The 22,435-nt window shown below is 45.0% G+C and carries 17 protein-coding genes; 10 read left to right on the forward strand and 7 right to left on the reverse strand.

Going from position 1 to position 22,435, the window contains the following annotated elements:
* Positions 1-178 precede the first annotated feature (178 nt).
* Both Q1A23_RS11210 and Q1A23_RS11215 read right to left on the reverse strand, forming a co-directional pair.
* Complete coding sequence (locus Q1A23_RS11210) at positions 179-1,099, reverse strand: zinc-dependent peptidase (protein WP_299823319.1); 921 nt, start codon at positions 1,097-1,099, stop codon at positions 179-181.
* A gap of 34 nt (positions 1,100-1,133) precedes the next feature.
* Positions 1,134-2,129 carry an acyl transferase gene (locus Q1A23_RS11215; RefSeq protein WP_299823321.1) on the reverse strand — a complete coding sequence of 332 codons (996 nt, stop codon included), beginning with the start codon at positions 2,127-2,129 and terminating at the stop codon, positions 1,134-1,136.
* 75 nt (positions 2,130-2,204) lie between these two features.
* Between Q1A23_RS11215 and Q1A23_RS11220 the strand changes: the two genes are divergently transcribed.
* On the forward strand, positions 2,205-2,771 hold the full coding sequence (locus tag Q1A23_RS11220) for a hypothetical protein (protein ID WP_299823322.1): 567 nt from the start codon (positions 2,205-2,207) through the stop codon (positions 2,769-2,771).
* Between the two features lie 113 nt (positions 2,772-2,884).
* Here Q1A23_RS11220 and Q1A23_RS11225 read toward each other — a convergent pair whose 3' ends face one another.
* Positions 2,885-5,293: a thiamine pyrophosphate-dependent enzyme gene (locus Q1A23_RS11225; RefSeq protein WP_299823324.1), complete on the reverse strand. Its 2,409-nt coding sequence runs from the start codon at positions 5,291-5,293 to the stop codon at positions 2,885-2,887.
* Between the two features lie 193 nt (positions 5,294-5,486).
* Between Q1A23_RS11225 and Q1A23_RS11230 the strand changes: the two genes are divergently transcribed.
* From Q1A23_RS11230 to Q1A23_RS11240, 3 genes are all read left to right on the forward strand, one after another.
* Positions 5,487-6,269, forward strand: coding sequence for a DUF1573 domain-containing protein (locus Q1A23_RS11230; RefSeq protein ID WP_299823326.1), 783 nt, complete (start codon positions 5,487-5,489; stop codon positions 6,267-6,269).
* A gap of 242 nt (positions 6,270-6,511) precedes the next feature.
* On the forward strand, positions 6,512-7,627 hold the full coding sequence (gene ald, locus Q1A23_RS11235) for an alanine dehydrogenase (protein ID WP_299823327.1): 1,116 nt from the start codon (positions 6,512-6,514) through the stop codon (positions 7,625-7,627).
* A gap of 180 nt (positions 7,628-7,807) precedes the next feature.
* The gene (locus Q1A23_RS11240; protein ID WP_299823328.1) at positions 7,808-9,676 is read left to right on the forward strand and encodes an LTA synthase family protein; all 1,869 of its coding nucleotides are present in this window, start codon (positions 7,808-7,810) and stop codon (positions 9,674-9,676) included.
* Positions 9,677-9,862: 186 nt separating this feature from the next.
* Here Q1A23_RS11240 and Q1A23_RS11245 read toward each other — a convergent pair whose 3' ends face one another.
* Complete coding sequence (locus tag Q1A23_RS11245) at positions 9,863-10,309, reverse strand: type I restriction enzyme HsdR N-terminal domain-containing protein (RefSeq protein WP_299823329.1); 447 nt, start codon at positions 10,307-10,309, stop codon at positions 9,863-9,865.
* A gap of 88 nt (positions 10,310-10,397) precedes the next feature.
* On the opposite strand from Q1A23_RS11245, the gene Q1A23_RS11250 reads away from it, so the two are divergent.
* Positions 10,398-11,171 carry an AMP nucleosidase gene (locus tag Q1A23_RS11250; protein ID WP_299823330.1) on the forward strand — a complete coding sequence of 258 codons (774 nt, stop codon included), beginning with the start codon at positions 10,398-10,400 and terminating at the stop codon, positions 11,169-11,171.
* Positions 11,172-11,188: 17 nt separating this feature from the next.
* Entirely contained in the window at positions 11,189-12,850 is a 1,662-nt protein-coding gene (locus Q1A23_RS11255) for an amidohydrolase (protein ID WP_299823333.1), read from the forward strand.
* A gap of 328 nt (positions 12,851-13,178) precedes the next feature.
* Here Q1A23_RS11255 and Q1A23_RS11260 read toward each other — a convergent pair whose 3' ends face one another.
* From Q1A23_RS11260 to Q1A23_RS11270, 3 genes are read right to left on the reverse strand one after another with little or no spacing between them, the layout of a single operon-like run.
* Positions 13,179-14,507: an MFS transporter gene (locus tag Q1A23_RS11260; RefSeq protein ID WP_299823335.1), complete on the reverse strand. Its 1,329-nt coding sequence runs from the start codon at positions 14,505-14,507 to the stop codon at positions 13,179-13,181.
* Between the two features lie 49 nt (positions 14,508-14,556).
* Positions 14,557-16,041, reverse strand: coding sequence for a hypothetical protein (locus Q1A23_RS11265; protein WP_299823338.1), 1,485 nt, complete (start codon positions 16,039-16,041; stop codon positions 14,557-14,559).
* Between the two features lie 31 nt (positions 16,042-16,072).
* A complete protein-coding gene (locus Q1A23_RS11270; RefSeq protein ID WP_299823341.1) occupies positions 16,073-17,437 on the reverse strand; it encodes a hypothetical protein in 1,365 nt (454 codons plus the stop codon).
* A gap of 443 nt (positions 17,438-17,880) precedes the next feature.
* Here Q1A23_RS11270 and Q1A23_RS11275 point away from each other — a divergent pair, with 443 nt between their 5' ends.
* The 4 genes from Q1A23_RS11275 to Q1A23_RS11290 all read left to right on the forward strand — a co-directional run bounded on the left by Q1A23_RS11275 (position 17,881) and on the right by Q1A23_RS11290 (position 22,311).
* Positions 17,881-18,063, forward strand: a complete 183-nt coding sequence (locus Q1A23_RS11275) for a hypothetical protein (RefSeq protein ID WP_299823344.1) — start codon at positions 17,881-17,883, stop codon at positions 18,061-18,063.
* A 181-nt stretch (positions 18,064-18,244) separates the two neighbouring features.
* Positions 18,245-19,846, forward strand: a complete 1,602-nt coding sequence (locus Q1A23_RS11280; RefSeq protein ID WP_299823347.1) for an ABC transporter substrate-binding protein — start codon at positions 18,245-18,247, stop codon at positions 19,844-19,846.
* A gap of 9 nt (positions 19,847-19,855) precedes the next feature.
* Entirely contained in the window at positions 19,856-21,238 is a 1,383-nt protein-coding gene (locus Q1A23_RS11285; protein ID WP_299823350.1) for an ABC transporter permease, read from the forward strand.
* The gene (locus tag Q1A23_RS11290; RefSeq protein WP_299823351.1) at positions 21,235-22,311 is read left to right on the forward strand and encodes an ABC transporter permease; all 1,077 of its coding nucleotides are present in this window, start codon (positions 21,235-21,237) and stop codon (positions 22,309-22,311) included. Before Q1A23_RS11285 ends, Q1A23_RS11290 begins: the two co-directional genes overlap by 4 nt.
* Positions 22,312-22,435 lie beyond the last annotated feature (124 nt).

Below are 22,435 nucleotides of genomic sequence, written 5' to 3' on the forward strand. Positions count from 1 at the left end.
ACTAGCTGATTCATACTTTAAAGCCTCTGTAACTCGTGTTGCAGAGGCTTTATTTTTACTACCGCATTCAGACTTGCATGCGCGAAAATAGCTCGTACGTTTAAATGCCTATACTACTTATACTTTGCTGTAAGAGACAGTTGAATCCATACTTCAGGACAAAGTATAAATACCAAACCTAAGCAGCCTGTTTTTTGCCGAGGCAGCAGTTTTTATACTTTTCGCCGCTACCGCAAGGGCATGCCTCATTGCGGCCAAGGCGCTTTCCGTAGGGGTTTAACAGTTCCCTGAAATTGATGCGAAATCTCCGCTTAGGGTTTTGATGGAAGATCTTTGTCAGCAAGGTGTAAAGCCGAGGGTGCTTTTCTGCCAACTGATCCGGTTTCTCAAAAAAGTACTCCGTTACCACAGCAAAAAACTCCGCCTCGCTGGTGGCACCGTAATCGTTAATATCAGACTCTCCTTTTTTTATACTTCTGATCTTGCGATACATCAGTTCCTGCCACGGCTGCACCAGCTCTGCAGGCAAGTATGCTTCCGGTACGCCATCTATCTCTCCATCGGCCTGGTCCAGCATGTGTGCGAATTCGTGGATGCCAACATTTTTGCGGTCGGCCATGTCATTAAAACCGCGCTCCAGGGCAGGCTTAGACAGCGTTACGTAGTGGTCGTTCTGAAAAGGGTTAACCCGGCCTAAAACTTCTGAAACAGCTTCACTCTCCTGGTCTTTAAATTTCTGGATGCTTCCCGGAAAAACAAACACCTCGCCCAGGTTCTGGTACTCCCAATCCCTGAAACCGAAGATAGGAATGATTGCGCTTGCAGCTACAAGTAATTTTGTCGTATCATCAACCTCCACCTGAATACCGGTAATGCGCTTCTCGGAAAGGAACAACTGCAGCATCTTCTCGAAGCGAGATTTGTCCTCGTCGGTTTTTAAAGTATGGTAAAAGCCAATCCTATCCGTTAAAATTTTACGCCATGCTGCCGGAAACTCCTGCGCCAGCACCTTTTTGCGGCTGCGCGCTTTGCGTGTAGCCCATCTATAAAAAAGCAGGCACATGCCTGCTACCAATGCAATAAAAACAAGGTATCCCATGGCAGGTATAAACGGGCTTTCCGGAAGAAGGATGTTATGCGATAAGTAAATTACACCCTCTGATATCAGAATTATCAAAACGGCCCAAAACCTCGAAACTACCATCAGGGTGCAAACGGCCAATGTCTTTGGTTTCTATAAAAGCGCAGGAATCCACATTGGCAAGATCAATCACATTGATACCGCCAGAGCGGTGGTCAGGGCGTATGTCGAATGGGTCGTTGAGGTCGCGGAGCAGGATGCGCATACTATAGCCGGGCCAGAAAATGCCTTCGCCTTTGGAGTAGCCCTGCGAGAGTAGTTCCGTCATGCCATACTCTGAGTGAATGGCCTCTACTCCAAAACCCTGTTTCAGGTGTGCGTGCAGCTCTTCCCGGATCATTTCGCGATGGCGGCCTTTCATGCCTCCGGTTTCCATGATAGTTACACCGCTAAAGTCCTCACGGCCCTGCAAGTTGTGAGCCCAGTCCAGCAAAGCATACGATACACCAATCAAAAGTACTTTTTTGCCTCGCTGTTTGGCAGCTTTTATACTTAGCAAAAGTTTGTCGTGGTCGTGCAGGTAAAAGCCCTCTTCCTGCTGCCCCGACTGCGTTACAAAATAATCTGCCATTGCCACCAACGATGAACCGCCCTGCTCCAGGTATGATGGCAGTAGGGCCAAAATCACGTAGTCCTGCAGCGGCCCGTAAAACTTCTCAAAAATAAGGTGCGTGGTGCGGGTGTACCAGCTTAGGTTCGATACGAAATGCCTGCTACGGCTCTGCTTTGTAGTACCGCTACTGTAAAAGGTTACCTCCGGCTCAAAATCCCCGGTTTTCACTTCGTGGGTTTTAAAAAACTCTATCGGCAGAAAAGGAATCTGCTCCAGTTGCTGTACGTCTTGCAACTTTACTCCCAACTGCTGCAGGTATAATTTGTAAACGGAGTTGTGCTGCGCCTGGTAATTAAACAGCTGCAGCGCTTTTTCCTCAAAGTTAAACTGCTGAGATTGGTGCAGTTGCTGTATGAATTCTGCTTTAAAGTTCATCTAAAGAATTTACAACAATTCCTATATTGTATGCGTTTGATTTAGTAAATTTAGCTTCATTTTCTGAGAATCTACATGAGATATCTGCTAAAGTATGGTGCTGCGCTTTCGTTTCTGGCGCTTACACTAAGCTCTTGCCGCGAAGAACCTACGTACCCTAACGAACCCGAAATAGAATTCAATCGGGTAGAGCAATTCCATTTCGAAGAATTTGGTATAAAGCGGGACTCTCTTGTGCTGGTTATCGGTTACCAGGACGGCGATGGAAATCTGGGTCTTTCCAGGACAGGCGAAACAGACAAACAGCCACCGTTTAACCCTGGTTCTCCGTACTTTAACAACTTTATCACGGAGTTATTTATTAAAAAGCCAGTAGCGATAGGCTCCTCTGACTCAGTTTTTGTGAAGTATGTTTTCCCCGTAGAAGGATTTGACTTTAGTGGGCGCTTTCCACGGCTTTCTCCTGACGAACGCATAGAGCCGCTGGAGGGCGAGATAAAGTATAGCCTTAACATTACCTCAGACTTATTTAGAGAAGGCGAGATAGTAAAGTTTAATATCTTTATTTACGACCGCACCACACCAACACCCAATAAGAGCAATATCATCGAAACAAGGCCAATCAAGCTCTTTACAAAATAAAACGCCTAGGTTACACAGGCATATAGCTTCGTTTTCCCTAAAATATCAAAGTATAAAAGAGAATCCCCGGCAGCTTTCGTTACCGGGGATTCTCTTTTATACTTCAGAAATACTTAGTATATCTTAGGGAAAGCCTCAGGATCGGCCTCGTTCAGTATCTCATAAACAGTTTCAAACACATCTTCAGCGTTTGGCTTTGAGAAATAATCACCGTCTGAGGAGTATGGCGGACGATGCGCATGCGCTGACAGGCATTGCGGCTTCGAATCCAAGTACCTCCAGGCGCCTTGCTCGTCTACTACTTGCTGCATCATGTAAGCTGTAGCGCCACCAGGCACATCCTCATCTGCAAACAATACCCGGTTTGTTTTGCGGATGGAGTCTGTTATTACATGCTCAATATCGAATGGCAGTAAAGTCTGTACGTCAATTACCTCAGCAGAAATACCAAATTCTTCCAGTTGTTTGGCTGCCTCCAGCACAATGCGGCACATAGAACCGTATGTCACGATGGTGATATCAGAGCCCTGCTTCAGAACCTCTGGCCTACCAAGTGGCACCGTAAACTCAGCAATGTTGTTTGGTATACGCTCCTTCAGGCGGTAGCCGTTTAAGCACTCAATTACAAGTGCCGGCTCATCCGACTTAAGCAACGTGTTGTAGAAACCAGCAGCCTGTGTCATGTCGCGTGGCACCAGTACGTGCATGCCTCTGATGCTATGTAAAATCATACCTATCGGCGAGCCAGAATGCCAAATGCCTTCCAAGCGGTGCCCGCGTGTACGCACTATCAAAGGAGCCTTTTGGCCACCTTTTGTGCGGTACTGCAAGCAGGCTACATCATCAGACAAAATCTGGATGGCGTAGAGCAGGTAATCTAAATACTGAATCTCTGTGATGGGGCGAAGGCCGCGTAAGGCAGCACCTATACCCTGCCCGATGATCGTACACTCGCGAATACCGGTATCGGTCACGCGCAGTTCACCGTATTTTTCCTGCAAGCCGGCAAATGCCTGGTTTACGTCTCCAATTTTACCTACGTCCTCTCCAATGGCAAATACACGCGGGTCGCGGGCAAGTATGGCATCAAAGCAGGCCTGCAACACCTCACGGCCATCTACCACAGGCGAGTTATCGTCAAACTCTGGCTTTACCTCCTCTACCTGCAGCGCCGACTCTTCAGACTGGCTAAACAAGTAAGAGTTGAAACGATCGGCATTTTCGCCCATACTTTGCTCCAGCCACTCTACCAGTTCACGCTTAGCCTGGTTTCGTTCGTCGCGCACATAGCGTAGTGCACGCCTTACTGCTCTAACCGCATCGCTACGGATTGGGGTGCCTACTTTGCGCAGTTCTTCGGCAATTGTGGCAACTTCAGTAATATGCTCGCTGGCAGCTGCCAGGTTATCTAATAATGTAAGTGCTTCCTGATGATCTGCCTTGATGGCGTCTGCAAAGGCATTCCAGGCATTGCCTCTGGCTATTTTAACCGCCTCTTTAGCTTCTGCTTCGATGCTATCCAGATGCTCTGTGGTTGCAATTCCTGTGCTCAGGATCCACTCGCGCATCTTTTTAAGGCAGTCAAAGTCCGCTTCCCACTCTAAACGCTCTTTGGATTTGTAACGCTCGTGAGAACCTGAGGTAGAGTGGCCTTGTGGCTGTGTAAGCTCTTCTACGTGTACCAGCACCGGCACGTGTTGCTCGCGGCAAACGCGTACAGCGGCTTCGTAGGCTTCGCAAAGAGCAGCGTAATCCCAGCCTTTTACTTTAAATATCTCGTAGCCCTGCTCTCCTTCGGCGTTGCGCTGGAAACCGGCTAAAATCTCAGAAATACTTCCTTTTGTGGTTTGGTACTCCGCTGGCACAGAAATACCGTAGCCATCGTCCCAAACAGAAACCAGCATGGGCACCTGCAGTACACCACCGGCATTAATCGCCTCAAAAAACATACCCTCCGAGGTAGATGCATTCCCGATCGTACCAAAAGCCACTTCGTTGCCATTTACAGAGAAGTTGGTTTGGTGCTGCAGTTCCGGATTCTGGCGATACAGCTTTGAGGCATAAGCCAAACCCACCAAGCGTGGCATTTGAGAAGCTGTTGGCGATATATCTGAGCTGGAGTTTTTCGTTTCTGTCAGGTTCTTCCAATTGCCCTCGTCGTCTAGTAAACGCGTGCCGAAGTGGCCATTCATGGCGCGGCCGGCTGTAGATGGCTCTGCCTCTACATCGGTGTGGGCATATAACTGTGCGAAGTATTGCTGTAGCGTTAACTCACCAATGGCAAACATAAAGGTCTGGTCGCGGTAGTAGCCTGAACGGAAATCGCCGTTCTGAAAGAACTTAGCCATTGCCAGTTGCGCCACTTCCTTACCATCCCCGAAAATACCGAATTTGGCTTTGCCCATGAACACTTCTTTGCGTCCTGCCAGGCTGGCCTGTCGGCTTTCCCAAGCAATACGGTAGTCGTTCAGTATATCTTCAGCTGTTAGTCTTTGAGTTATAGATGCTTCAGCAGTTTGCATGTTTTATCTTTTAAACCAAATGTATTTAATACTGTCAAAAGTACAGAAGATTCGCCTAAATTCAAATTTGAGGCAGTTAGGCCACAGTTAGATACAAGATTGTAGTTGCCGTTATTGATAAAATATTTATTATATTTGTCTAGTTTGAACATAACCGAACTTTTTTTGCTAAATTTTTGCTTCCTTTAAGCATATGAAAAGAAATCTTTACTTGATATTGCTTCTTTGCCTTATATTTGCTTTTGGCACAGCAAATGCGCAGGGCGAGCTAAAGTTTGAAAAAGAAACGCATGATTTCGGTACAATTGCCGAAGGCACACAGGCTGCTTACGAGTTTAAAGTTAAAAATGTAGGTACTCAGCCTGTAATTATTTCGGCGGTACAGCCATCTTGCGGGTGCACCACACCAAGCTGGACCAAAGACCCGATTTTGCCGGGAAAAACTGGCACGATTAAAGCAATGTATAATAGCACAGGCCGGCCGGGCCCGTTTCATAAGTCCATCAGCGTTACGTCTAATGCGGCAACTCCTATCCAGGTTTTGTACATAAAAGGCGATGTTGGACCAAAAGATTTGAAAACCAGCTACACACCGGAACAAAAAGCAATGTCGCCGCGTTTGGCAGTTGGAAGCACTAATTATAACTTTGGCAAACTTGAAAAAGGCCAAAAAGCAGTTGCGAAATTCACGGTTAAAAACACCGGACGCCAGCCGCTTGTTATACAAGGTGTAAGGGCAGCTTGCAACTGTGTAAGCTACCAGGTTTCACAACCCTCGATAAAGCCCGGACAAACAGCAACTTTGGAACTTACCTACGTTCCAACGATGTTAAAGGAGCAAAATGAGGTAGTAACCGTTGTTTCAAATGATATAGTTATGCCAGATCTTAAGCTAACGCTAAAGGCGAATGTTGTAGAGAGCCTGGCTTCAAAAAATATGTTAAGGGAAGGCGCACAGCCAACACCTTTCAGATAGTTTTTTTCATAGTTTTATTTTGTACTAATGGCAGTGATTTTATCGCTGCCTTTTTTCATTTATAGGCTTTAGGGTTTTCATGTTTCACGCCTCAGAAATTGCACTCTTTTCCGCCAATTTCTACCTCAAATTCAATCCCTTAGCAAGCTCTCTGCTTTTGCCCTTTTATTTAAGGTAACTTAATGTATATTTGCGCAACTATTAACTTAATACCAACACATTTACTATAAATTAAGAACGACATGATTATTGGTGTTCCTAAGGAAATCAAGAATAACGAGAACCGTGTAGGTGTAACTCCTGCTGGTGTAGTTGAGCTGGTGCGCAATGGCCACACAGTTTATGTACAGTCTACTGCTGGTGATGGTAGCGGATTCTCTGATGAGATGTACACAGGTGCCGGTGCTACTATCCTTCCTAGCATTGAGGAAGTATATGCCATCGCTGAGATGATCATCAAAGTAAAAGAGCCGATTGAGTCTGAGTACAACCTGATTAAGGAAGACCAGTTGTTGTTCACTTACTTCCACTTTGCTTCTTACGAGCCGCTTACGCACGCGATGATCAAGCAAAAAGCTATCTGCCTTGCTTACGAAACAGTTGAGCGCCCAGACAGAAGCCTTCCTTTGCTTGTACCTATGTCAGAGGTTGCGGGCCGTATGTCTATTCAGGAAGGTGCTAAATACCTGGAGAAGCCGCTTAAAGGCCGTGGTATATTGCTTGGTGGCGTACCAGGAGTTCGCCCTGCCAAGGTTATGATCCTGGGTGGTGGTGTAGTAGGTACTAACGCTGCTAAAATGGCTGCCGGTATGGGTGCTGATGTTACGATACTCGACACAAACCTGGCAAGACTGCGTTACCTGGATGATATCATGCCTGCCAACGTGAACACGTTCATGTCGAATGAATATAACATCCGTGAGCTACTTCCTACACATGACCTGATCATTGGTGCTGTTCTTATCCCTGGTGCTAAGGCTCCTCACCTGATCACAAGAGAAATGCTGAAGGAAATGCGCCCAGGTACTGTAGTAGTTGACGTGGCCGTTGACCAGGGTGGCTGTATTGAGACTTGTACGCCAACTACACACGAGAACCCGACTTACATTATTGATGATGTGGTGCATTACTGCGTGGCAAACATGCCAGGTGCGGTGCCTTATACTTCTACGCTTGCGCTTACAAACGCTACTTTGCCTTACGCAATCCAGATAGCGAACAAAGGATGGAAGCAGGCTTGCGCTGACAGCAACGAGCTGAAGCTAGGTTTGAATGTAGTAAAAGGTAAAGTTGTTTACAAAGGTGTTGCTGAGGCTTTTGGCCTTGACTATACTCCAGTTGAGACTGTATTAGCATAAGCTAAGCACATTCATACTTAAAGCGCCTTTCTGACTGTGGTTGGGAAGGCGCTTTTCTTTTATGAGTAATTTTGGTTGTATCTTTGTAGCTGGGTATAGCGCTGCTGATTACCTCACGATCTTAGTTAAACTAACTTTGCGGCCATACTTTAGCTGCATTTTTAAATACATCACTCGTTAATGTTCGATAGTTCTTTTAAGCTGCTGCTTCGTCGGTTGGGGGTACTTCTGGCCGTTTACATGCTGCTGCGAATCGCCTTTTATACTTTTAATTACAGCACTTTTGCAGAGGCATCAGCAAGCCAAACATTACTGGCGTTTCTGTATGGCCTGCGCTTCGACTTTGCTGCCATTGCCGCTACTAACGCGCCGTTTATACTTTTGTCTCTTTTCCCGTGGGGCAATACGTTGCACCCGCTTTACCAGCGTGTGCTTAAAGTATGGTTTATACTAACCAACGCTCCTTTTATTGCCCTTGCTTTAGTAGATATTGAGTTCTTTAAGTTTATAGGCAAGCGCTCCAGCAACGAAGTAGCCACCATCACAGCCGATATTGCAGACCAGCTAGGCCAGCTGATGCAGAACTACTGGGTTATCGTGCTCGGGTTTATACTTGTAGTGTACCTGCTGGCTAAGGCGTACCCTACGCTAAAGCAACCTTTCACTTTTCAGAAAAATGTGCTGCTACGCTGTATGCGCCTTTTATTTGTGGCTGCACTTGCTGTTTTGGCCATACGTGGTGGCTGGCAACTAAAGCCTTTGCGCGTAAGCCATGCATTTATACTTGAGCCAGCAGCGCTTGGTCATTTGTCGCTAAACAGCCCTTTTACTTTTATAAAAGGCATTGGCCAGCCGCAACTGGAGCAGAAAAACTATTTCCCGGATCAGCAAAGCCTGCTGGCAGCCCTTGCTTTCGATCCGGCAAAGTATAACCAGCAAGACGGTAAGCCAATTAAAGAGAACGTTGTTATCATTATACTTGAAAGCTTTGCTGCAGAGTATGTGGGCGCACTTAACAATGGCCAGGGCTATACCCCTTTCCTTGATTCTCTAGCCACGCGGGGTGTTCTATTTAATAATGCATTTGCCAATGGTCGTAAGTCTATAGAGGCTTTACCATCGGTCTTATCTGGCGTACCATCGCTTATGCCAGAGCCTTATATTACCTCTACTTACCAGGCAAATAAAATATATGGCTTGGGTACCGTTTTACAGGAAGCAGGCTATAGCACCGCCTTTTTCCATGGAGCAGCCAACGGCACCATGGGCTTCAACAACTTCTCAAAGCAGGCGGGTATGCAGGAATATTTTGGCCTGGATGAGTATCCATCTGAAAAACGCACCGAGGACTTTGATGGGCTTTGGGGCATTTTTGACGAGCCATATTTACAGTATGTGGCAACCAAACTTAACGACTACAACAAACCATTCTTTGCCACGCTGTTCACGCTTAGCTCGCACCAGCCATATACGGTGCCGGCAAAGTATAAAGGCCGCTTCCCGAAAGGCGAATTGGAAATACACGAATCTATCGGCTACGCAGACCATGCTTTGCGCGAGTTTTTCAAAACAGCCTCTAAGCAGCCCTGGTACAATAACACGCTGTTTATACTTACCGCCGACCATACGCAGAAAAGTATAGCCCCGGCCTATCAAAATGAATTGGGTTATTACCGTGTGCCGCTGCTGCTTTTCCACCCGGGCAAACAGCTGGCAAGTATAAACCCAACGCAAATTGCCCAGCATACCGATATTTTCCCTACTGTAGTGGATTACCTGAATATCAACACAAGCAAAGTACTTCCCTTTGGCAAATCGCTGCTTGATGCGCCAGAGGCTGGCAATGCTTTGCTTTTTAACGGCAACTCATACTTCCTGGTGCAGCAAAATGTGGTTACAGAACTTACATTAGATGATCAGGTGCGGTTTTATACGTTCCCGGATTTTGCACCTGCCTCCTCTCCTGCCCCGGCTGCTGAGCAGCAGCTAAAAGCTTACGTACAGTATTTCAGAAGCGGGATGGTAAACAACAGGCTCTATTTGGAATAATTTTGATTGAGTGGATGAGTGAATACACTTGAACAAGCTCCACTTTGTCATTTCGACCTTCGGGAGAAATCTGAAATATTGTGGAAATGAGAAGAGCTCCGGATTTCTCTCAACTACGCTGCCCCTTTCGACTCGCGTCTCAGGCGTGTTCGAAATGACAGGAAAACTATTCACTCATTCACACATTCATACTTCCCATCTCGGTATCTCCTGCAGCGGCTCAAACTTCCTGGTTTCGAAATTTACCTGCCAGCAAAAGTGCTGTAAACCGTTGGTGATGACTACATACTTTGCCTGCAGGGTTTGGTTATAAACCGAAACCTGTTTTACAACATCTTGCGTAATGGGCACGTAGGCTGCTTTACACTCTACAAGTAAGTGGGGGTTGCCGTGTTGGTTATAGATGCAAAGGTCGGTGCGTTTCTGCAGGGTGTTGTAGCTGGTGCCGCGCTCTATACTAATAAGGCCTTTAGGATAACCCAGCGTACCAATCAGGTAGTGTACAAAATGCTGCCTTACCCATTCTTCTGGCGTTAGCACCACGTTTTTTCGGCGCAGCGCATCAAAAATCAGGTAATTAACGCCAGATTTTGTAATTTTGTAATCAAATGGTGGCAAATTGAGTGCATCCATATCGCAATTTAGCCATTTTCTTACGCTCCGCCCCAGTAGTACCGCTACCAAGGCGGATTTTTTATATCAATTTATTTACTTTGACATTATGAAGACCAAAGAAGAAATAGTAAACGACTGGTTGCCCCGGTATACTGGTGTGCCACTCGATGAGTTTGGCGAGTATATTCTGCTCACAAACTTTATTAACTATGTAAGAATGTTTGCCGACAGGTTCGGTGTAGAGATACGCGGTTTGGACAAGCCGATGCAAACAGCTACGGCCAACAACATCACCATCATTAACTTTGGTATGGGTAGTGCCATGGCTGCAACCGTAATGGACCTGCTTTCGGCTGTTAAACCAAAGGCTGCTCTGTTTTTAGGCAAGTGCGGTGGTTTAAAGCGCAAAACGCAGATCGGCGACCTTATACTTCCGATTGCGGCTATCCGCGGCGAGGGTACATCAGATGACTACCTTCCACCTGAAATCCCTGCCTTGCCATCGTTCCGTCTGCAGCGTGCGGTTTCGTCTATGATCAAAAAGCACGAAATGGACTACTGGACCGGCACCGTTTATACTACAAACCGCCGTGTTTGGGAGCACGACGAGGACTTTAAAGAATACCTGCGCCAGATACGCGCGATGGGCATCGATATGGAAACGGCCACTATCTTTACAGTAGGCTTTATAAACGAGATCCCTCACGGTGCGCTGCTGCTGGTTTCTGATAACCCCATGATCCCGGAAGGTGTGAAAACATCTGAAAGCGATAAACTGGTAACCACAAATTATGTTGAGAAGCACCTGAGCATCGGCATCGACTCTTTAACAGAGTTGATAAACACAGGTGACTCTGTGAAGCACATGCGCTTCGAGTAATAAGCTAACCCACTCCTATGACCAAAACCTTACGCACCTTTGCAGCTGCCCTGTTACTGGGCGGCGCTACCTTAAGCAGTTGCACCAGCAGCCAGACTGGCTCAGAAGCAGCCGACCTGATTGTGTACAACGGCACAGTTTATACGGTAAACGAAAACTTTGATACTGCCCAGGCCTTTGCCGTGAAAGACGGTAAGATTATAGCTGTAGGCACATCAGAAGAGATACGGGCCAAGTATAAAGCCACCGAAGAACTGGATGCTGAAGGTAAAGCAGTTTATCCTGGTTTGATTGATGCCCACGCACATTTCTACCGCTACGGTTTAGACCAGCAATCTGCCGACCTTGTAGGCACAACATCGTTTAAGGAAGTGGTGCAGAAGGTAACGGAGCAGCGCCAAAAGTACCCGAACACCGAGTGGCTAACTGGACGCGGCTGGGACCAAAACGATTGGGCTGTAAAGGAATTTCCGACAAAGGATACTTTAGATAAGTTGTTCCCGGACGTGCCTGTTATACTTACCCGTATAGATGGCCACGCCGCCTTAGTTAACCAGAAAGCACTTGATTTAGCAGGCATCACCCCTAAAACTAAAATGGTGGGCGGCCTTGTAGAGGTAGAAGGTGGCAAAATGACTGGTATTTTAGTTGACAATGCCATTGATATGGTATCAAGTAAAATACCGGAGGCTGATGAGGCAGTTAAGCGCCAGGCTTTGCAAACCGCAGAAGCAAACTGCTTTGCCGTTGGTTTAACTTCTGTGGATGATGCCGGCTTGGATAAAGCTACAGTAGACCTGATAGACGACATGCACCAAAAGGGTGAATTGCAGATGCGCGTATACGCGATGCTGAACCCAAGCAAAGAAAACCAGGATCACTATTTCAAGAATGGTCCTTACAAAACCGACAGGCTAAACGTTCGCTCTTTCAAAATCTATTCTGATGGCGCACTTGGTTCTAGAGGAGCCAGTCTGCTGAAGCCATACGCTGACAAGCACAACCATTATGGCTTTTTACTGGCATCGGAACAGGAGTTCCGTGACCTGGCCAAGCTGATGAACCAGTACGGTTTCCAGATGAACACGCATGCTATCGGCGACTCTGCCAACCGTTTGCTGCTGGATATTTACGGAGAAGTATTGGGCGGCAAAAACGACAAGCGCTGGAGAATTGAGCACTCGCAGATCATCAACCCGGCCGATATGAACAAGTTTGGCCAGTTCAGCATTGTGCCGTCGGTGCAGCCAACACATGCCACTTCGGATATGTACTGGGCCGGCGACAGGTTAGGTAAAGAGCGCATCACACATGCTTATCCCTTTAAAGAGCTGATGCAGCAGAATGGCTATATTCCGCTCGGCACAGACTTTCCGGTAGAAGATATCAACCCATTCTATACATTCCATTCAGCGGTAGCGCGTCAGGATGCTAAAAATTGGCCATCAGCTGGTTTCCAGATGGAGAATGCCTTAAGCCGTGAAGAAGCTCTAAAAGGCATGACGATCTGGGCTGCCAAGTCTAACTTTGAGGAACAGGAAAAAGGAAGCATAGAAGCCGGTAAATTCGCCGATTTTATACTTGTAGATAAGGACCTGATGAAAGTAAAGCCTGAAGAAATGCGCGGCATACAGGTGCTGTATACTTACCTGAATGGTAAACAGGTTTATAAGAAGTAAGACTTAGCTTAGTCTCTGAATTAAACAAAGCCCTGCTGAAGGTTATACTTCAGCGGGGCTTTTGTATGATACCAAACCAGACAAAGTAGTATTACCCGTTCTCGACAGGGCTCTCTGCCTGATTCCGTTACAAGGAGTTGCGGTGCTTGTTAAACATATAGCCAGTTTGATTAAAGTAGTAAAGATGATAAAGCATAGGTTTAAAACTGGCACTATTACTATACTTTTACCAACTACAATCTGGCACCAAAGCAAGCTAAAAGTTGCACACTCGCTAACTTCAAGGCTTACTACACATTTACTTCAACTTCAGTTATTAATGGTAGATCTATACCTTGGCTGGTTCCTTCACCTCCCCCTGCGGCTCCATAGATTTTTTGCCTTTCACCATAAACAGGAGTATCAAACCAAGCGCGAAAAAAACGACCAAAGCAAGTATACTGTTGCGCATAGATCCTGTTAGCTGTGCAATGACTCCGTATGCCAGCGTACCCAGTACAATAGAGATCTTTTCGGTTACATCGTAAAAGCTGAAGTATGACGCATGGTCTTGCGTGGAGGCAGGAATCAACTTGGAGTAAGTAGACCGCGACAAAGATTGAATTCCTCCCATCACGGAGCCAACCACAGCTGCCAGCACATAAAAGTCAAATTCGCCGCGGATAAAGTAGGCACTAATGCAAATGCCAATCCAGATGATAACCGCTAAAATCAAAGCCCTGATATTCCCATACTTGCCCGAAAGTTTAGCAAAACCATAAGCACCTGCTATGGCCACTAGTTGTATGATCAGGATAGTTATGATAAGCGCTTCATCCGGAAGGTTAAGTTCTTCGATACCAAAGATCGTAGCCACATACATTACTGTTTGCACGCCCATGTTGTAAAAGAAATAAGCCAGCAAGTAGCGCTTTAGCATGGGCAGTTCCTTTACCTGACTCAACACCTTTTGCAGTTCTTTAAAGCCATTTAGCAACCAGTTGCCTTGCGGCCTGCGGTGGTAAACATTGCCCGGCAGGTGATAAAAGGTATATTGTGCAAAGCCAAACCACCAGATACCCGTTGTTAAAAAAGCAATGCGTGGTGGCAGCGAAGTATTCTCGGGAGCTATCCCGAATACCGCCGGCTTCATGATCATGGCTAAATTGAAAATCAACAGCAGCACACTACCTACGTACCCCATCGAGAAGCCTTTGGCGCTTAGCTGATCGTATTGGTCTTCGGTGGCAATTTCGGGCAAATAAGAGTTGTAGAACACAATACTGCCACTAAAACCAATGGAGGCCAACACAAAAAGTATAACCGATACCGTAAATGTCTCGCTTGTAAAAAAGTATAAGCCGGCACAGGAGATAGAACCAAGGTAGCAGAACAGCTGCATAAACAGCTTTTTTCGACCGCTATAATCAGCAATAGCTGTAAGTATGGGGCTCATTAAGGCAATAATCAGAAAAGCCGCCGACACCGCATAAGAAAACAATACCGAACTCTCCAGGCTAAAACCCAGAAAACTGACCATGGAATCACCGTCGGTGCTCTTAGCAACTGCGCTGTAATAAATCGGGAAGATGGTAGAGGTAATTACCAGCGAGTATACAGAGTTGGCCCAGTCATAGAAGCACCAGGCACGGGTAACGGTGGGATTATTTTTTTCCATTTCGGAAAAATAGTAAAAATATCAACACCTCCTACCTGCGCCTTTAAAGCTACTGCTTTGCCCGTTGCTGGTGTAACTCCAGCACCAAGTCCCATAGGTGCTCGTAAGGTACAATCTCTACTTCGGCAAAAGGGTCGCGCGGTGGCGGTGTGGCTTTCAGCTTTTCTAATAAAGGCGCACTTTTCTGCTTTAGTCTCTCTCCTTCCTCTTTGGTGCTTAAGAGCAGCAACTTTACAAAAAGCCTTGCTCTTGCTCCCATGTCACCTTTCAGGTATTTAGAAGAATACTTACCAAAGCGCTCGGCATATTGCTCCAGTCCCTCCACCTCCAGCTTAGGCAGGATTTCCAGGTAGTTTGCAACAATCAGCGGAAAATTAAGGCCTTCTTTGTCTTTGGATATTACGGATGTTTCATATTGGCTCTGAAAACTTACATTTTCATTAGCTTTTGTTGCTTTATGGGAAATTAGTTGCACGTAATTTTCAATCAAACCCCATATCTCCCTAGCTGCTGGTCTTGGCTGTTCATGAGCTCCTTTTTCTACAGCAAGTGTCCACAATTGCATTGCCAGATCATATTCTTTGTTGTGGAGTGCTAAGGTCACGTAGTTTTCCAGGAAGGCAAACCAATTACTAGAGCTCTCCCTAAACCCATTCAAGTATAATTTTGAATACGAAAGGCCCTCTTCTAATCTCCCCAACCGCAAGTAGGCATACACTCTGATGTAATTGTTAAAACGATCATTAAACCAAGCATCTACTAATTTACCTTCTGCTAATAAACGTTCAGCTTCGTTTATGTCATTGATCACCCCCTCATAATCCCCTGAAAGTTCCCGATATGCTATCCGCATCATATGGTAGTAATCAAAAATCTTAGAAGAGCCCGATACCTCCCAAAGATTTTTTATTAGCGGCAACGACTCCTGGTAAGCTTTGGACTGCTTTCTGAAGTTGCTTATGTTGTAGTTGATTTCAAACTTAAGCTTATTATATATAAGCTGAGCCTCGCGCTCTTTTACATCTAGCAGAAAATACTGCTGCAGCTTTTGAGAACTTTTTTCAAACTTGCTTCTACTATTAGATAGTAGGTTAGCATATTGCTTTATCTCATATGCTTTAGCTAAGATATCATTCAACTCAACCTTCTGAGCAATAGAAATAACCTGGTCAACAATTTTTTCAGCTAAAAAAGGCTCAGCTAATATTGCTAATTTATTTGCCTGCTGAATGAGAACCAAACACTCTACGTGCTTAAGAAGGCTTAACCGAATATGAGCCTCTGTTAACTCCGTAAAAAGCAAGCTGTTTAACAGTTTTTTTCGGAGCCTTGACTTTAGCATGCGGTAATTTGGAGTCACCTTTTTCTCTCCGTATAGTTTAAAGCATGCTTCTTCGTCTGATAAGGTTGAACTGCTTTTGATAAGTTGGAATAACCTTCCTTCAAGGCTAACATGATCCGTAAGATCTACTACAGGAAGAACCTTTGGATTATTGTTGTGGATAATCTTTGCCAGTCTTGTTAATTCTTGCATTGATGCTTGTTATATTCCTTCTTCCGTAAAATTAGTACCTCTTCTGGAGCATAGTTAATATTAAATTCCATAAATGCTCATACGGTACAATCTCAATCTCTGCATAAGCATCACCAGGCGCAGGCGTATCGCGTAACTTTTCGTAGTGCTTCAGGCCCTTTTTACGGCAACTTTCAGGTTCAAAATCTTCCGTTACTGCAAGTATAAGTAGTTTCAGAAAAAGTTTGCTCCTCAAGCTAAAAGAGTCCTTTAAATGTGTATGTACATACTTTTTCAAGCTCTCAATACGGTACAGCAACGCCTCTACATCCTGCTTCTGCAAGAAGTAGAAAAACTGAAGTATAAGTATTGCAACATTAAAGCCTTGCTTGTCTTTGCTGTACTCTGGAAGGGATATCAGATAAGGATTGCTTACCTTTTTTACATACAGGTTGCCATCTATGATAGAAAGATAGGCTTGGTACAGCTGCCAGCGTTCTTTCGCTACCGGTGATATTTTATTGTAGAAACTGTTACTAAAAACCTTATCTAGTAGTATGCTTGCCAATTCATACTTTTGTGAGTGCACAGCTAATAGGTGATAATTTTCTAAATATGCGAACCAGTTATTTGAGTTTTGGTTAAACTCATTAAAGTATTTTTCAGCATACAATAGGCCCTTTTCATACTTTGCAGCCTTTAGGTGTGCATAAACAAGCACATATTTGTTATAGCTGGCATCAAACCTTTGCCTGCAAACTTCTCCTGCTTCCAATAACTTTTCAGAAAGTACTGTCAACTCAACTATCTTCGAAAAGTTACCTATCAGTTCATTATACCAGATATATCCTTTATAATAGGCGTTAAAAGAGTCAAACGTTTTGCTTTTCTGCCACAGCATTTCCAGCTTCGCTACATCCTTCTCTAGTTGCGGCAAGTACTCCCTGCGCGACTTAACCGATTTATTTAGCTTTATTTTAATTAGCTGAAATAAACTTACACCCTCTCTTTCGTAAGATTTTCGCAGCATCAGTTCATCTAGCTCTTGTTTATACTTCTTAAAGCTTTTAAAAGCCCCCGATTCTGAACTGCAAAAAAGTAAAATTTCTAACGCTGCAATCTTAAAACTCGTAAAGTCGTATTCATTAGCTATATTGATAATCTTTCTAGCGTTAATCTCTGCTAGCTTATAATCGCTTTGTTTCAGAAATAAGTTGGCATGGTGGAGAAGCAAATGGCACTCCTGCTCGCTCTGCACATAAGATTTGATCTTTAACTTTTGATAATTAATTAAAAACAGGTTGTTGTAAAATTTCTTTTTAACCCTATGCTTAAGCATTTTGTACCTGACATCGTTCGGGTTAGAGTTGTAAAGATCTAATGCAGCTTCTTCATCTGATTCATAACTTCTTTGCATAAGCTTTTCAATGAAAAGCCCTTCTTTTCCTTTTAAATCTTTATCAGGCAAAGAACTCGAAACGCTATTGCAAAATGTTACGATTCTCGAAAGTGAAATTAACTCATTCATGGGTTAAAGATTAATGAAGCTACTTTATAACTATTATTTTAATTAAAATTCCTTAAAACATGGCGTTACCTTCTATATGCTTTCTTCACTATTTTTTTTAAAGATTTCAATTAACTTGCTAGCACATTTCCAAGGCAAATGTTACTTATTTACATTTTAAAAAAAATAAATGGCATAACACTTAGGTTGCTTCAGGTATTACGGGATGTCAATATAAGAAAGTACTCAGATATATCTATATAAGTCAAGTTACTTTTTTGATTAAACTTTCATTTAATTTAACATTTGATAATTTCATATTTGCAATACCATAACTTAAAAACCTAGAAAATATGTTATCAACTATTATCGCCATCATCCTTGCCCTAGCTACTGGTACAACACCAGCTCAGCCTGCAAAACAAGACCCTGCAAAAGACAAAACTGAAGAAGGAAAAGGTAAAGACAAGAGCACTACAACTGACCCTGCAACAATGTCTACATTCGGCGGTACTGGCCAGTGGACAGAAGGTTGATTTAAGTTTTAAATTAAATTTTCTCTATCTTGTCCTCAGTTAAATAGTACCTACCTGTGTATTTTAAATGAGGAAAGTAAGCTTACTTCTACCAGCCTTTTTATTTTTATTAAGCTTTTGCAGTCAGCCCCAACAGGACCTGAACGAGGTAAAAGTCAGACTGGCTAAAGAGCCTGAAACCTTGAGCCCTGTAAATTTTGCAGATGCTGAAGCCATACAGATTTTAAACCTGTTGTTTCAAAGCCTTTTGGTTGTTGACCTGGCAGAAGATAAATTAAAACCAGCGCTGGCGCTAAGCCTGCCCCAAATAACCAGGCAGGACTCGGTAACGCTGTATGCATTTGAAGTAAGAGAAGACGCCCGCTGGACTGACGGCTCACCCGTAACAGCAGATGACGTTGCTTTTACGTTGAAGGTGTTGAAAGCACCTTTACTTAACAATGAGCGCAATAAACCTCAGGTCGAATTCATTCGTGATATTAGGCTTGATACTACTAACCCCAGAAAGTTTGTACTTATCTGCTCAGGGTATGCTCCAGAAATGGAGCTCCTGACTGGAGATTTTTTTATACTACCATCTTACTTGCTCGACCCGGAAGGGTTGTTGGAAACGATACAGGTGGCGTCTTTAAACGAAGGCCTTTCCGAGCTTGAAAACAACCAAAACTTAAAAGCCTTTGCTGATAAGTTTAATGCTATCAATTTTAAAACCGATAATACTTATTTACGTGGTAGCAGTGGCTACCTTTTGGAGAGCTATGCACCAAGCCAACACCTTGTGCTGCAACGCAAGCAAGACTGGTGGGGCAACAAACAAGAGTTCTCCCACTTAAGCGCCTCCCCGGAACGCATCAGCTTTCACATCATCCCCGATAACACAACTGCCCTCCTGGCCTTAAAAAACCGCCAGCTGGATGTGTTGGAAAATATTCCGGCAGCAGAGTTTAACCAGTTAAAAACCGACAAGGAATTTACCAGCGACTTTGCGCTTTACACTCCGGATGCCTATGAGTTTACCTACATAGGGCTAAACAGCAGACTCCCTAAATTTGCAGACAGGCGCACAAGGCAGGCTATCGCTTATTTGCTGGATGTAGAAAGCATGATTAAGGTGTCGCAGCAGAACTATGCCACTCCTACAGCAAGTGTTATACCCCCAACGCTGAAAGAATTTTACAACACCAGCTTAGACTCAAGAGCATACAACTTGGCGCAGGCGGAGAGCTTGCTTAAAGCTGCCGGTTGGGTACGCGAGCAGAATGGGTGGTATAAGAGCATAAACGGGGAAAAGACACAGCTTACCATAGACGTTATTTATCGCGCCGGCAACACAAACTTCGAAAATGCTGCCCTCGTTTTCCAGCAAAGCGCGGCTAAGGCTGGCATCCCTGTTACCCTGCAAGCCATGGAAACCAGCCTCCTTTCCCAAAAATCCAAAGCGCATGAGTTTGACATGTTCTTCCGTTCATTAACAGGCAATCCATTCGTATTCAACTTTAAGGCGCTGTTTCATACTTCTTTTGCCGATCTGGGTGGCTTAAACTATACAGGCTTTGGAAACCAGCAAAGCGATAAGCTTTTAGATGCCATCAACGCAGCCGAAGCGCCCGCTGAGAAAGCCAGACTGCTTAAAGAACTGCAAGCAATGCTGCACCAGGAAGCTACTTTTATTCCGCTATACTACCAGAAAGAGAGAATTGCCGTCCACAAACGTTTCAGCAACACCAAAATTTCAGGCTTGTCGCCTAACTACGATGTAAGTTCTTTCACGCTGAAAAATTAACGGCACCAGATGCTGCAGTACATACTTAAGCGTTTCTTGCTGTCTTTGCCTGCACTCTGGCTGCTGGTTACGCTTGTGTTTCTGCTTAGCAGGTTATTAACCGGCACTCCCGGTGCAGAGCAGATATTGCAGGAAAACGGCGGATATTACAGCAAAGGAAGCGCTGCCGGCCGCGAGCAGGCATACAAAAGCTACCTCGAACGCACCGGCCAAAACCTCCCGCTATTTTATTTTTCTGTAAAAGCAAGCCCCGAACCTGATACGCTGCACCTGGTGTACCCTGAAAGCCATCGGGCTTTTCTAAAGAAACTATACTGGCAGTACGGCAACGCACAACTTGTAAACCAATACTATGCAAGTATAAGATCTCTGGAGCATGCATTAAGCCCAACCCAAGAAAGCGAGGCCCGCCTATACTTTGATATTCTTTACCGCACTACCAGCCCCGAAAGTATAAATCTTGCCATTGCACAGCTACCCCAATTAAATTTTGGCAACACTACCCACACAAACGAGCTTCGGGCTGCCGCTGCATTGCTCCTGGAAAACCAACAGGCGTTTGCTTACCTGGTGCCTTTTTGGCGGTGGCACGGCAGCAACAACCAATACCACATTTGGTTTACAAATGTACTGCAGGGTAACTTAGGAGTATCCTTACGCGATGGTAGGCCTGTAAGCACCATCCTTTACGGGGCTGTGGCTAATACCTGGTGGCATATACTGATAAGTATAGTGCTGGCCTTCGCGATTTCCTTTAAGTTAGGCATGCTGCTGGTGATGCCACAAAGTATAAAACTCCGAAAGGTGGTGCTTCCCACTCTTTTCATTATTGACAGTATACCTTTGTTTCTGCTGGCCTTGCTCCTGCTCGTGCTTTTAGCCACGCCATCTTTCCTGCAGCTTTTCCCGGTTTATGGTATGGGATATTATATTGCCGCCGGGGGAACGTGGCTGCAGCGCCTAAGCATATACGCACAATACATGGCCTTACCAGTTGTTTGCCTCGTGTTGGGTAACATACCATACTTAACCAGCCTCATTTATCGCTCTTTTTCTGAAGAAAGCAAGAAGGACTATGCCCGGACAGCCAAGGCAAAGGGTATGTCGCCAAGGCAGGTTATCAGAACGCAACTGCTCCGTAACACCCTGCTTCCTGCCATTACAGTATTATCTGAAACCTTGCCGGCACTTGTGGCGGGGGCTGTTATCGTGGAAACAATCTTCGCTATACCAGGCATGGGGCGGCTTATGGTTGAAGCTGTTTTAGCAAGAGATTACCCTGTTATAATAGCTGTGGTTATGTTGGTAGCCGCCTTCCGGGCTGTATCTTACCTGCTCGCCGATGTGTGCTACAGCCTGGCTGACCCACGCATAAAACACGCTGCCTCATGATACAGCTACGCAAGGACCTGATGCAGCTGTGGCACCAGCAACTTACCTTTAAAATTGCGGCATCATACATAGGAATTCTCCTGCTGCTCATAGTTGCGCTGCCTATACTTCCGGTAACTTACAGCCCTAACGAACTGGACCTGCAGCATACTTTTGCAAAGCCATTTACCTCAGGATCCGGTGCCCCACATTGGCTTGGTACAGATGTTTTGGGCAGGGATGTGTGGGTTAACATACTGTATGGCGCGCGATCTGCGTTTCTGATAAGTTTTCCGGTTATGCTGTTTTCTACGGGCCTCGGACTTGTTTTAGGAATAAGCGCAGGGTATTTTGGAAATACAGGCTTAAAGGTTAGCCGTGCAGCCATTGGGGTTATACTACTGGCACTGCTATGCATAGCTTACTATGGCTTATACTTGCCGCTAAGTTTGGTAGAGACAGGACTGCCTCTAAAGTATACCTGGTACAGTTTGCTTGTGCTGCTAGTATTGCTCCTGCTGCTTTACAAAGTGGCTCTACCGCTTCTAAAAAAGTGGCGTTTTGCCGCAACCAGATTCAACCTGCCCCTCGATTATTTGGTATTGCGCCTTACAGAAGCTTTTACAAGCGTACCAAGGCTGCTGCTTATATTGGCACTTGTTTCTTTTTTACAACCATCGGTGCTGTTACTTTCCGGTATTTTCGCAGCCACTTTCTGGACCTCTACTGCACGGTTGGCAAGGGCAGAAACCTTAAAGATCAAACAATTGCCATACTTTGAAGCAGCCCATAGCCTGGGTGCGCGCCGCATGCGGTTACTTACCAAACATGCCTTACCAAACATGCTGGGCCCCATAATAGTCACGTTTACATTCAGTATAGCTGGCCTGCTGGCACTAGAGTCTACGCTTTCGTTTTTAGGAATAGGCGTGCCGGGTACATTCGTAAGCTGGGGCAGAACTATAGCGGGCATTCGCTCCAATACGGCAGCCTGGTGGCTTGTAGTATTTCCTGGGGCTGCACTTGCTACTACGGTGTGGGCCTTACAAACTATCAGTTACCATCTCCTTAATCATTTTGAGAGCAAAAGGTAACTTCGCAAATGTTACCTTTTTAGCTTTTTAAGCAAACTCAAATCACATCTCCCCATCTACAACACAGTAACAACAAGGTATAATTCAATAATATCATGCATTCTCTTTCGTTTTTTAAATAAAT

This window comes from uncultured Pontibacter sp. (assembly GCF_947492645.1).
In the GTDB taxonomy this organism is placed as follows: domain Bacteria; phylum Bacteroidota; class Bacteroidia; order Cytophagales; family Hymenobacteraceae; genus Pontibacter.